The organism is Flavipsychrobacter stenotrophus, assembly GCF_002954265.1.
GTDB lineage: Bacteria > Bacteroidota > Bacteroidia > Chitinophagales > Chitinophagaceae > Flavipsychrobacter > Flavipsychrobacter stenotrophus.
Genome location: NZ_PPSL01000001.1, coordinates 1,151,469 through 1,165,373, shown reverse-complemented (window position 1 = coordinate 1,165,373; position 13,905 = coordinate 1,151,469). Strand labels below are relative to the sequence as shown.

9 protein-coding genes are annotated in these 13,905 nt (G+C 42.6%); 5 read left to right on the top strand and 4 right to left on the bottom strand.

Translation table 11 applies throughout. The features are described from left to right. Window positions 1-350: 350 nt before the first annotated feature. Window positions 351-833: a hypothetical protein gene (locus CJD36_RS05125; protein WP_133162508.1), complete on the bottom strand. Its 483-nt coding sequence runs from the start codon at window positions 831-833 to the stop codon at window positions 351-353. Between the two features lie 231 nt (window positions 834-1,064). Between CJD36_RS05125 and CJD36_RS05120 the strand changes: the two genes are divergently transcribed. The 5 genes from CJD36_RS05120 to CJD36_RS05100 all read left to right on the top strand — a co-directional run bounded on the left by CJD36_RS05120 (window position 1,065) and on the right by CJD36_RS05100 (window position 12,257). Beyond that, on the top strand, window positions 1,065-1,658 hold the full coding sequence (locus CJD36_RS05120; protein WP_105038010.1) for a PKD domain-containing protein: 594 nt from the start codon (window positions 1,065-1,067) through the stop codon (window positions 1,656-1,658). Next, window positions 1,633-7,191: a PKD domain-containing protein gene (locus CJD36_RS05115; protein WP_133162507.1), complete on the top strand. Its 5,559-nt coding sequence runs from the start codon at window positions 1,633-1,635 to the stop codon at window positions 7,189-7,191. The genes CJD36_RS05120 and CJD36_RS05115 overlap by 26 nt, the downstream gene beginning before the upstream one ends. Before the next feature lie 73 nt (window positions 7,192-7,264). Beyond that, window positions 7,265-9,880, top strand: coding sequence for a T9SS type A sorting domain-containing protein (locus CJD36_RS05110; RefSeq protein WP_105038008.1), 2,616 nt, complete (start codon window positions 7,265-7,267; stop codon window positions 9,878-9,880). Between the two features lie 201 nt (window positions 9,881-10,081). Beyond that, window positions 10,082-11,131, top strand: coding sequence for an RNA-directed DNA polymerase (locus CJD36_RS05105; RefSeq protein WP_105038007.1), 1,050 nt, complete (start codon window positions 10,082-10,084; stop codon window positions 11,129-11,131). A 364-nt stretch (window positions 11,132-11,495) separates the two neighbouring features. After that, entirely contained in the window at window positions 11,496-12,257 is a 762-nt protein-coding gene (locus tag CJD36_RS05100) for a hypothetical protein (RefSeq protein WP_105038006.1), read from the top strand. Here CJD36_RS05100 and CJD36_RS05095 read toward each other — a convergent pair. The 3 genes from CJD36_RS05095 to CJD36_RS05085 form a co-directional block, all read right to left on the bottom strand. After that, entirely contained in the window at window positions 12,254-12,688 is a 435-nt protein-coding gene (locus tag CJD36_RS05095; protein WP_105038005.1) for a (4Fe-4S)-binding protein, read from the bottom strand. The genes CJD36_RS05100 and CJD36_RS05095 overlap by 4 nt on opposite strands. Then, window positions 12,688-13,077, bottom strand: coding sequence for an OsmC family protein (locus CJD36_RS05090; RefSeq protein ID WP_105038004.1), 390 nt, complete (start codon window positions 13,075-13,077; stop codon window positions 12,688-12,690). The genes CJD36_RS05095 and CJD36_RS05090 overlap by 1 nt, the downstream gene beginning before the upstream one ends. 243 nt (window positions 13,078-13,320) lie before the next feature. Further along, window positions 13,321-13,905 carry a hypothetical protein gene (locus tag CJD36_RS05085; RefSeq protein ID WP_105038003.1) on the bottom strand — a complete coding sequence of 195 codons (585 nt, stop codon included), beginning with the start codon at window positions 13,903-13,905 and terminating at the stop codon, window positions 13,321-13,323.

The window sequence follows — 13,905 nt, the reverse complement described above, 5'->3', positions numbered from 1 at the left end:
TTGCCATTGATACGATTTTCGGAAATGGGCTTATTATACTATCTAATAAGTCTGAGGATCTTACAGGCCGAGGTAATATGCTGATGAGAATGATAAATACACAGTCGTGGAAGCAATAATTTTCATGCCTCCGTCCCCGTCGAGTCTCCTTTTCGGGACTCGCCTACAACCAAGGTACTATAGCTGAAGTGTAAACAACCGCCTAAATATGTCCATCAATTGGTTCGATAAACTTCCTGTCTGGGGCACTCAAGATTTCACGAAAACGCCTGTAAAATCAATATTTACAGGCGTTTTTGATTCTTATAAGTAACAATAGATCTACAAAAAGTGCAGTTATACTTGGTATATTACTGCGATTCTCTTTGATGTTTAATCCAAAAGTTCTCAACTTTTATAATGTGACGAGTTATTTCGTCTGATAATCCTTTTAACTCCTCGGTGTATTCATTTACTCCTGTATGAATCTCCAATTCACTTCGTAGAACTAAAGCTGAACGAGATAAGAAGTTAATTTGCTTTTGTAGCTCTTCAATTCTCTTTTTTGGAATTTGCTTGTCTTCGCCATTGATGAAAGAAATATCTGCACTCTCTTCGGTTATGACATAAGTAATATTTCCTTCTGCCTCGGCAACTTTATAAAATCCTGCTCTTAGTGCTACACTTTGCGATGCGTTATATCCTTTTTCTCCAAGTCTGCTTTTGTCTATTGTTATTCGTTGCTCTGATCTGTTGCGTAAAAGATGAGGTATAATTGATTGGGGCAAGGCCAAGGATAAATGACCTTGTTTACGAAAGTTAGGTAATACATAGGCATGTAAGTCGTACGTCATATCAAACACAGCAGCTACGTATATAGCGTCAGCGTTTTTTATAAAATAGAATGAATAGGGTTCAGGATTATCGTTATAACCTTCTAGTAGAAAGCACTACCTGTGAAATATTTGGTATATAAAAGGGTATTTTTCACGGTATGAAAAATTATAATAAATAAATTAACTTTTGTAAGTTTAAATCCTATCCCTTGTAAATATTATTCATTCACTATTTCAAAATCTAATCATATGCAAAAGCTCTTCTTCAAATACTTTGCAGTTATCTTACTATCTTTTGTTAGTTTCTTCGCGGAGGGGGCAGTACATGCAAGTTTCACTATTGATCATGTAGCGGGTTGCTCCCCATTAGTCGTCAGTTTTACCAATACATCTATTGGTGATACAACAGGATTCATTTGGGATCTAGGGGACGGAGCTGGCCTAATTACACAAACCGATGCGGCATGCACTTATACAACACCGGGAAACTATATAATAACTCTAACTGCGTATAATGGCTCATTAGACACGAGCCGCATTACCCATACGATTACAGTTTACCCACCTCCCTCAGTCAACTTTACTGTAACAGATTCAACAGTGTGCCTGGGAACTCCTATAACATTTGGAAATACGTCAACAGGCACGCATCCTCCTTTCACCTGTAAGTGGAGCTTCGGAAATGGTGATACAACTTCAGGTTCTTCACCAACCTACAATTACCCGTCTTCAGGTTCTTTCAATGTAACCCTGACTGTAATTGATACTATGGGATGTTCAAATTTTCTATCCTTATCCAGTAATTCCACCATTTGTCGTGCCGGATCATTTGTGTATTGGTGAGTCTGCCATGCTGAGCGATACACTCACTGGAGGAACATGGAGTAGCAGTGATACATCAATAGCAATAACCACTGGAGATTATGTTATCGGAGTATCAGCGGGAACAGTCGTAATTACTTATTCTTATACTAATCTCTGGGGATGCTCGGCTTTTATTGTCAGCGACCCGATAACTATATTGCCGTTGCCGGATGCCGGGATAATTACAGGATATGATACCATGTGCCTTGGAGGAGCTACACTACTTAGTGAAACGGTCTCCTCAGGTGTGTGGTCAAGCCTTGATCCGACAATAGCTGCGATCGACCCTTTTGGTTTAGTAACGGGGCTGGCATTAGGATCGGCTGTTATCCGTTACCATTTTGTGGATACCGCCTGTGCTAATGATGCTTATGACACCGTATATGTGATAACTGTGCCTTCCAGTCCTCCAATAATCGGGGCAGATACGGGATGTATCGGCACAATGTACACGATGACTGACTCCCTCACCGGTGGAACATGGTATATAATTGACGGAGCAACAGCTGGCACAATTGATCCGGTTACTGGCAAGTTCACGGCCGTACATTCGGGACGGGTAATAATCGGATATACTGTGTCTACTTATTGCGGGGATGTATCTACAACACATGAGATTTGGATTATACCTCCTGCACCACCAATAGATGGCATAAGAGCTGTCTGCTCAGGGTCAACAACTAATTTGTATAATTTTATTCCCGGCGGAGTATGGTCAAGTGAAAATCCGGCGATCGCAGTTGTAGATCCGACCACAGGAGTGGTTACTGGTATTGCTACCGGAACAACCACCATCACCTATACAGCTACCAGTATGTGCGGCACGTTTACCGTTACTGCGCTAGTTATGGTAAATATGGCTCCGTTCATTACGACTAATTTTATCGTCGCCTGCCAGGATCTGGGGAATGGAGAATTTGGCTCTGAACATATCATAACTGATTCCACTGGCTGCATACTTGTCTGTGATAGCAGTGTACTTAGGTACTATGCCCATGGAGTTTCAGGCAGTTCATACACATGGGTAATAACTGGTGGCAATGTAATTACCAATTACGGAGACAGTATCGATGTATTTTGGCCATCGGCCGGAACAACAGGAAGTGTAACCGTATATGATACTTTCAGTCATTGTATCGGTTCGGCTACGGCATGTATAAAAGTGATACATAAACCACATGCATTATTCTCTGCTAGTTCCATTTCAGTATGCCTAAATGGTTCAATTGTCTTTACGAATCTTTCAATCGGAGATTCTCTACTTCCGATAACAACATGCGTATGGGATTTTGGAGATGGAACAGGTTCAACGCTCACAAACCCGTCTCACACTTATACAGATCCGGGAACGCATCAAGTTACTCTTATTGTCAGAAATGCTTGTAATTGTACTGATACATTCAGGGTAAAAATTACTGTCGATAACATAAAGGGGCCAAACATATATTGTCCTTCTATCGTTTGCGAGAATGAAACCATAACTTATAATGTCTCCAATGATTGTGGTCCAATCTGGTCGATAAACGGAGGTACAATCTTGTCCGGCGACAGCACCAGTACGATCACAGTTAAATGGGATAACCTTGGTCCTGATAATTTCGGGTACGTAAGTATGTCTAATACCTGCGGAGCGTGTGCAGACACAACATCTATGAAGGTACCTGTAATAGAGCTAAACGCCCCTATTCATGGGCTTGATGTAGTATGTATCAATGAAATATACGAATATGAATTGCCGCTTTGGGGAGGTACGGAATATATGTGGGGCGTTTTAGGCTCTTCAGCATCTATAGTCGGGTTTAGAAATGACCATACCGTATTGGTGAGATTTACGACAGCTGGGACATATGTGATCCACGGTTGGTATCAGAACATCATTAAGCGATGTGGAGGGAATGTAGATAAAACCATTGTAGCTGTAGAGCCTGACTTTATTATGGGCGACAGTGTACTTTGTAGTGGCACTGAGGGGTATTATTTTGCACTATCAGGTGTCTTTGCCGACTGGACGATAACAGACCCATTAGGAGTAATAACAACAATTACACATGCAGCAACAATTTACCCTACATTCTCAACACCGGGGTACTATACACTTACGGCCAACACCGGTTTCTGCATTCAGCCTTTTACTGTATTTGTAGCAGATATACCGCCGATGATAGATACGGTAATGGGCAAAGATACTGTGTGCCTGAACCGGGTATATACTTACAGGGCGTTTGCCGATGCAGCAGGAACAATATATAACTGGCAGGCTATAGGAGGAGTTGTCTCCCCGGCATCTGGTAGCCCGGTTGTTAATGTAATTTGGTCAAGCAGCGGCACCAAACAGCTGATCGTAAACCGCATCAGCACAGTGCCACCATATTGTGTGGGACCAGCAGACACCATTGATATACTACAAGAGGTAGTTCCTACAGGTATTACGGGTGATACAACCCCATGCGTCAATTCAACCCGCACTTATTCAATCAACTATACGAGAGGTGAAGTATACGACTGGATGATCATGCCCGATAGTGCGGGAAGCGTAGTAAGCGGCAATCACGGAACTACATGCAATGTGATATGGAATAATCTGCTTGGCAACCCGACGGCTAAAGTGGTGTTGACAATCCGCAAATGCGACAGTGTATTTTCAGATACCGCTTTTGTCCACCTGCATGGAACCGCACTAGCACTAAGCTGTACGCCTAATCCTGCCTGCCCCAATACACCTATAGTATTTCATGCTACAGCGGGTGATTCCGCTTATGTATGGAACTTTGGTGACGGTTCACCTATATTGGTCACTGCATCCGATAGTGTTCAGCATTCGTTCCCAGATAACACCACGTCAGGAAATATCAATTACACGATACTGGTAACCTCTATTCCCGGTACATCAGGCAATTGTCCGCCAGTAGGGTCTGCCAGCATTATTGTCCCTGTTATTCCAGGGCCAGTAGCTTATGCCAGTTCGGGACATCCATGTGTCAATCTCCCTCCTGCGGCTGTAGCAGTGGGTACAGTTACCAATAACATAACAGTTACCAGCTACCAGTGGTACGGACCATCAGGTGTATTGGGTACAGCAACGACGCAGTCGGCTATTGATACAGGCTTCTATTATTTCGTAGTAGTGGCCGACAATGGCTGCCAGTCCACTTCCAACAGTGTGCTGTTTAGTAATTGTGGTAGCACAGGATGTGGTAGTAGTTATGATCCTACTATATCGTCCTCGGTATCATGCAATACAATAACAGTTGTTGGCGACGCAGGCGCACCTTCGCCCTACTGGAATGCCCCCGAGCCTCCTGTCAGCTCTACCACATCAGGAGTAAACGCTACTTATACTTACGATGTGCCGGGAATTTACCTGTTCCAGTTCGTTTATACTGGCTGCCATAGAGATATTTATGACACCATACCATTTGTGCCATCATTCGATTACCGATTTAAATGTGCAGTCGGAGGTATTGACAGCGTATTCATCTCAGATCGTACAGCTTATCTACCATGGGTTACACTCAGCACTATTTCATGGACTTTAAATGGCACACCAGTAGGTGTAGGTAATAACATTACCTTGTTATTATCTGCCCCCGGTGCAGATACTGTCGTAGAAACTGTAATCACTTCAGCAGGAACATGCACCCGAACAAAGATCATAACCCTGCCTGCACGACGACATGTATCTTTTACTGATACGGTAGTTCCTATTTGTAGCGGTGTGCCTGTACAGTTTATTGCCACAGATACAGCTGGCATCATTAGCTATCATTGGGATTTCGGAGACCTTTCGAATATTATTATGCGTGATCCACAGCGGACGTTTACTTATGCAGGAATTGGAGTTAGCCAAATTTTCCCTGTAACGCTAACAATTACTGATAGCTTTGGTTGCACTGCTGATACTACTCAAGGGGTACAAATCTTCAAAAACCAACTTAACGGTCGCTTGGATGACAGTGTTATCGTATGTAGCGGTGAGCCTGCGATTCTCGTGTTAAGTACACTATTACCTCCTTTTCCTTCTTCTTTACTTTGGTCTACTGGTACTACAACATATTATCCTGTTGTTACAGAAAGTGTACTGGAATCAGGCTCATATTGGGTAACCCTATTTGACAACCACAAATGTCAAATAACTACCGATGCAGAAATGGCGAAAATTTTACACACACCAACATCAGAGATAACAGGCAGGGAAAGTTATTGCCTTGGTGATGATGTTGTGCTGAATGGTTTTGCAGGGTTAAGCAATTCTTATCAATGGTATATAGATGGTTTCCCGCAGGCTACAACACCTTTTATAAGGCTGACTGGCCTGGCGGAGGGCAGTTATGCTTTTCAGCTTGTTGTAGGTACATTTGATTCGGTAAGCAATGTTCCGTGCTACGATACCTCTACTGTGCATATTATACAGATACATAGAGTGCCGGTACCGGTTATAGATACTATACTGGTAGATTGCAGTCAGTATCATATACAGCTAGAGGCAACAGATTCCATCGCAGGTACATTCAGATGGAGCAATGGCACAATGGGGGCTATAACTGACATTTATAACGGAGGACCATACAGGGTATGGTTTACAGATGAGCAGGGATGCGAGGTTTATGTAGATGCCTTCATTCCTAAGTCTCCTGAATACTATTTCCAGTATCTTCCCGCTGGCTGTTATACCATATGCCAGGAACAGTTGCCTATAACTCTTTACGGCCCTCCACATGTTCCATTCCCATATTGGGAGTGGTGGAAGGATGGATCACCGGTGGCTTCTGGTGGTGGTATGATGGATCCATTCACTATAGCTGGTGATGGTTCGTACCAGTGGCTATTAGATAATGGTTTGTGCGAACAAGTTTCTGATCCTATGGATATAAAAGTGGGCAAATGTGCTGATTGCGATAATTTTGTTAGGTATGTAGGCGTTACATTCACGTGCGATACAAGCGCAGCGTCGTACTCGGGTACAATTGATGTTATTGTTGGCGTGCCTGGTATCACATTTAATATTGGTACAGACAATGGCCCGATCACTCCATTCTCAGATACTTTAGTTCCGGGGTTAAATACACTTTCACTCACATATACCACATTTACTTATGCGCCATCCCCTTCATCTGTTGTTGTAGAAATTGAGTTCACTATGCCTAATGGTGATAAATGTTTTAGAAAGATCAAGGTAAAACTACCCGGTTGTACTTGGATTGAGGAAAAGGGGGTTAATACCGATTCCGTAAAAACAGGAGTTAAAAACCCTGTTGCAACGGCTATGATGGTGTTCCCTAACCCTGCTTCACAGGAAGTAAATATCTCGTATGACTACGGCGCTGCCGGTTATAGCGAGCGCAATATTTCTGTTTACGACCAGTATGGAAGAAAGACGCAGGAAACTGTGCCGGATGTCGATCACGGAAGCTGGAAACTGAACACAAGTAACTGGACACCAGGAATTTATATCATTCGTATGGAAGGTGACGGTAAAACGTTGCAGACGCAACGGCTGATCGTGTCTAATTGATAAGCGTGTAGAGCCGTTTTCTTTTCGGTGAACGGTTCTACATATTTTTTATAACTTTAATGAAAGTTTATCTATGAAGCATTTTTTTACAATAGTTCTGGTATTTATTGCGACATATGCGGGCAGCACGGTTTTGTATGGGCAGCAATACCAGTGGATAAAATCTGGAGGATCAAGTATCGCAACTTCAACAGGGTATACTAATGATGGTTCTTATTTTACGACAACAGACCCCAACGGGAATGTATATTCGGTAAATATTGTAAGCAATAACGGAATTAGTGCCGATACCTTTTATATGAGTACTGCATATGGTGCATATACAAGTGTATTACTGACAAGCTATAACTGCCTGGGAGTGATGCGTTGGGCAAAGTTAATCGGTACATACACCAGCCCTACTGTATTAGGGCTGACAGCAGATAGCCTTGGGCATATATACATAGCCGGTGGATTTCCTCACGGAGTATTACATATAGGCTACGATACCTCTATACCAAGCTCAACAAGTAACCAAGTTGCTGGGATAATTCAATTTGATACTTCAGGGCATCTTAATTGGATACGTTGGATCGGTCCTAACACACCAGCTAACTTACATGCCACCAACCCGACAGCCGGAGCATTAGCCTTGGACGGACAGCAGAATATACATTACCTGAAATTATTTCTGGCTGGTTCACAAATTACGCCAACTGTTATGAGTGTTTCAAGCAACTACGATCTGATGTATGATGCATCAGGGACATTGCTTAGTGCTATACAGATGCAACTAGATACTACATGGAAAATTCTGGGGGCAACTATTGATAAAAATTCTGGGAAACTATATGCCAGCGGGCTTTCTAGCGGTTATATTCCTTTCGCCAGCAGTAATTTTGTTGCTGGATTCGACTTAAACCGAAACAGAATTTGGATGGATTCAATGGTGGACATAACCTCCCTAGGTTCAGGTGGGTTTGTTGGAATTACAGGTGACAATGGTGGGCATTTATACCTGATCGGCACCGGTACAGGAGTTCTTGCATATAGAGGCGACACAGTGCGCAATCCATTGCTATCATTAGGTGCAACTTCTTTTGTCGTCAAAACAGATACCTTTGGAAATCCATCCTGGATAACTGGCTATGCTGCAAATACAGGTGTTAACTGGTTTAATGGAATTACACTTGTTCCTGGCAATAAAATAGCAATTGCCAGTGTAATGGGCGGTATAATAGTGAGCGGTCACGATACCATGACATCATATACAGGCGAAGGTCAAAATCCTTTCTTCACAATACTCGATACAGGCGGCTATATACACTCGATGCAACAGATACATGGCACTGGATTTTATGATGGAGGATGGACAATTTCTTCAGATCGGGTCGGCAACCTGTTTATCGGTGGGTATTTTGCAACCGATGTATGGGGTGGGTCTTTAACCCATGCAACCAGCGTTGGAGGCAATTCAGACTTTTTTATTGCCAAATATGGGGTTAGCTGCGGCTGTACGTCAATGCCATTGGTTACCTTTACTCATAGCGGCAATCCATTTGTTACGTTTACCTATGGGGGTACAGTTGCCGGTATAGACAGTGTTCGATGGTATTTTGGCGATGGAGGTACGGCTACAACATACAGTACTACCCATAACTACACCGTTCCCGGTACTTATGTAGTTAGTGTGAGCATTTACTCTGCATGTGGCAATGATATACGGTTTGCGACTATCGTTGTTCCATGTGTTGCTGCCCCTGTTACTGCCTTTACTTCATCCGGTACATCAGCTATCAGAAACTTTGCCTTTACCGGCACCACAGCAGGCATAGATAGTGTGACTTGGAATTTTGGTGATGGCGGCCATGCTGTAGGTCTTACACCTTCGCATACTTATCTTGCAACTGGAGCATTCAATGTCTGCGCAACGGCATATAATTCATGCGGTAACCACACTGTTTGTCACACAGTCAATATCACTTGCACAGCTGCAATTGCTCCGGCATTTACCTATACTGGTTTCGGCCCTGTTAATTTTACTTATACCGGCACAACCGCAGCTTTAGATAGTGTAGTTTGGCACTACGGAGACGGCGGACATGGTTCAGGACTTACCTCGGCTCATACATACATTACAGCAGGTGTGTACACAGCCTGTGCATTAACCTACAGCCAGTGTGGGGTAGATTCTGTTTGTAATACAATTACTCTTCCATGCGTTTCCGCACCTACAGCCTCATTCACCAGCAGCGGCTCACCTTCTATAACATTTGCCTATACAGGTGCAACTGCTGGAATAGATAGCATTACGTGGGATTTCGGAGATGGACATTCAGATACTGGCATGACACCGTCGCATACGTACACTACTACTGATACCTTTCATGTTTGTGTGATAGTTTATACTCCTTGCGGTTTAGATACGATATGTGCCGATGTTGTGGCTACAGGAGTTGGCGTGCCTTCAGTTAGTCTGGCGAATGTGATAATATATCCTAATCCTGCTGCTGATGAGGTGATAATAAACGGTTTGAACAGTCAGACTCGCTATCGGGTATTGAATGTTTCTGGAGTAGTAATGCTAAACGGAGTATTTGATAAAGGCGATAATGCTGTATCCCTAAGCAAGCTAGCTTCTGGCTTGTACATTTTAGAACTGATTAGCGCAGAAGGGCAAAAAGTCAATTTCAGATTGATAAAAAATTAGTGTGTGAGGTTCTCTTTCAAATATCTTACTGCGATACTTCCCTTGCTTCTTTTGTGTATCGTTTCAAGCCATGCCCAGCAATTTCAATAGGTAAAAGAAGGGGGAGGAACCAAACATCCGCTAATTTAAATACCAACCCAGAGGGCGTTAGATATATGAGTACTGACCCACATTAGGGTGCATATTACTAAAGAATAGGCCATGAAAATTAATTCACTAATTACGAAAGGATATTTTCCCGAAGAACTGCTTCCTCCTTTCACGTCAGAAGACCTAGAAATTGTATCCACGGAAGTCATAAAAAATCTTGACAATCTGGACCCTATTACTGGCAAAAAGAAAAAAGTTTTTAGCAAGTGTATTTCTTATTCAACCCCTAAGATTAAAGCGTATCGCAGAAATTTAAGTATCCCTAACCCCCTGCATTATATCCGTTTGTCAAATTCGATTGTTGAGAATTGGACAGAAATTGCAAATCATTGTAAGCAATCAAAAATTTCCCTATCAAGAATCAAAACAGGTATAAAATCAAATCGAGCACTTGTCAAACCAAGCTTTGAAGAAGCAAACAGGGAGCGCATTATATGGTCCACTGGATACAGATACTTATTGGAAATCGATATTGCCAAATGTTATAACTCAATTTATACTCATAGTATTCCCTGGGCATTACATACAAAAGCAGTTGCGAAAAGTAGCCGAAGCAGAAGTTCTAATTATGGTAATGCGCTTGATGAAGATTGTCGGAAAATGCAAGACGGTCAAACAATTGGAATTCCAATTGGTCCAGATAGTAGCAGAATAATCTCAGAAGTAATATTAAGCTCAATAGACTCAGAAATTGAAAAGCAAGTTAAATATCTAACCGGAATAAGAGTTATTGATGATTACCATTTATATTTTAGAAGTCAAGGTGACTTAGAAATAGGTCGTTCAATTATTCATAAGACTCTGAAAGATTTTGAGCTTGAACTTAATCAGAGTAAAGAACGATTGCTTGATTTGCCAGAAATTATGGAAAGTGAGTGGTTTAGTATACTACGTGATTTCCGATTTCGCAACAAATGGAGATACCAACGTACTGACGTTATTGCTTACTTCGACTTATCGCTAATTTATACCAATCGCTATCCCGATGATTTAGTTTTAACTTACGCTATGTCCAAATTAAAAGCGACAGTTTTTAGTCCTCAAAATTGGAGTATAGTCCAATCTTTAATGCTTAATGCTTTGATCAGAGAATCCAAGTAGTGGTCTCATCCGCATTTTTTCTTTTTCTCAGCTTTACACTCATAGCACTTGTTTTATATAATTGATATAATAACAATGCAAAGGTAAAGGAAATTGCTTTTACAAGTAACAACAGAGTAACAAAAAGTATGAAAAGAACGGAAAATGTATAAACACTAAAGGAATGAAAGTATTGATTTTACTGTATAAAATGGTTTTTTGTTGTCTGAATTTGTAGGGTTGTGTTCCCGTACATGCTACAAGATCCCATCAGACAATGTCTGGTGGGATTTTTTGTTTCAGCACTATTGTTTGGACATAGTGACTGTGTTCATACTAACAACAATATTCGGCAGGTATAGACGTTGTAGTCTAAAACTATTTAATGCGAAGAATACTGTTGCTGCTGCTCTGTTCATTAGCCGTTGGTAGCGTACATGCTCAGAACTGGGGAGCAGACATTGGGCTGGGACTGAGTTATGCACGGCTACTTCGATCTGCTGAGTCTACCAAGCAGACTGAAAACATCAGGTATTCATTTGGCCAGCCGGGCATATGTATCAGTCCGGAAATATTCCTGACCTTGAATGAGCATAGTAGGGTCATCTTCAGTTATCAGCTATCCGAGAATAAGACTGGTATACAGTTTAGAGCGGGTAGGGGAGCAGGTAGTCATGAATATAATTATGAGCAGTTTCAGTTGCACAATTTCAGTGTAGGATATTGTCATTTCCGGAATATTGCCCATGAAAAGGTAAGTATGGGCTTGTTGCTGAAAGTGGGCATAGCTAACGGACTGTTTATTGGTGGTGGCTATGGGGAATCGGGTAGTGGCAGCACGCAGGGATATGTGCAGACTCTGCCGGTATCAAGTGACAAAATCATGTCGTCGTTTTGGATGCCTGATGCAACAATCGGGATAACACTGTCGCCCCGATTTGAGTGGTCGCCACTTATCGAGAGGATAACGTTATCATCATCGCTCACCGCGGGGTTTAAAGATATCTATACGGACTACGCTAAGGTGGAGTACTCTATTTATACCGATAAGGGTATAGACAAGGGTACAGCACAGTACAAAGGATCACCATTGTTACTACAGTTTATGGTGTGCTACAGACTGTTTATGCGAGCGCATGAAAATTAACCAACAAATCCCACCTTTTTATGTGTGCCATCGCAATAGGGTTTGTTGCCCGACTGGCCACAGCGACAAAATGCGGTGACATTGTTTTTCTTCACTTCGCTGCCGTCTTTGTCTTTAATGGTAATGTTGCCAAATACCAATAGCGGTCCATCGGGCATTACTTCTACTATGCTTTCTGCCTCTACCTCGGCCATGCGTGGTTCGTCGGTATTCATTATATAGCTGAGTGCTCCGCTGGGGCATTTATTTACCTGCGCTATCATGTTTTCAGTGGTGTCGCCTTCAGGTTTTATCCAGGGTTTTACACGTGGATCAAACACCTGCGGCAAGCCGGTGGCTTCTTTCCAGCAAATAGTTGAGTGGATGCAAGCGGCGGGTTTCCATATAATGGTTACCTCGCCATTGGTGTATTTTTTGGTGATGTCTTTCATCAGCTTTCTGTATTTATTATGATCTGGTTAGTAAGTATTTTATGTACCGGGCAATTGTTGGCTATCGCCATCATCTTGGCCCGTTCTTCGTCTGTGAGGTTTCCGGTTATCTCAATTTTCCGGTTGATGTTGGTTCTGTTCAGTTCTTTATCCCTTATCATTACCACGTTTACATGTATTTCGTCTACATCATAACCTTTCCTATCGGCATACATACGGAGGGTAATGGAGGTACATGCTGAGAGTGATGCAGCCAGTAATTCTTCAGGGCTCATTCCTTCATCCGTGCCGCCGACGGACAATGGTTCATCGGCAGTAAGGCTATTGGTGGCGGTATTGATATGTGTGCGATAGTGGTCGCGGTGAATGACGGCATTTACTTCGGCCATGGGGTTGATTTAGTGGGAGAAAGTTAGGGATTTTTCATTGGATATTCGTACGAACTTCTGTGACATTAGGTTGCGATCCTGTCTAATGCCGTTTCGACTTTAAAAATACACCAAATGCAGTAACCACCTCCCCCAAAGCTTCGGCAGAAAAAGCCGAATCTTTGGGTACTCCTCCTTCAAAAGGAGGAGAGTGTGTAATTAGTAATGTCCAGGTGACTTGGTAATACAGTCATTTTGAAAGTATTACTCAAAATAATTTGCCCATATTGCCTTTGTCAACGATTGTTCGGGGTTGTCCTTTTCAAATTGCTCCAGTACCGGCTGAATATCGCCGTACTTTAGCCAGTACATAGAACTCCTGCCACGGAAGCTGCCGTCCTCTCCATACTCATCTCTAACCGGTGCTATACCAACAATTTTTATGTGGGTAGTGCCGGTCTCGGCATCGTAGGCCCATTCTTCTACCACCCTTATGAACAGTACATAACTGAAGTCGACCTGTGAAGTGACTACTTTGAAAAAGCGTTGACCGGTTACCGGGTCTTCTACTTCTATACTGTCGACGGGGTAAAAACGCTCTTTCAGTTGTTTGACCGTACGGTTTTCGGTAAACCGGCTATCGTAGGTGCCGTAGGCTTGTAGCTTACCATCAAGCACAAGTTTGTTCAGTACTTCGGCCAGGCAGATCTGTTGTTTCTTGCCAGCGGTAGTGCTGTCGCCCACGTATATAAGGCGCGATACACGGTTAGTGTAGGATGGGGCAGCTATCTGTGCTGTTGCAGCTATGCTACAGAGTAATGCCAAGATTATCAGTTGTATCTGTTTCAT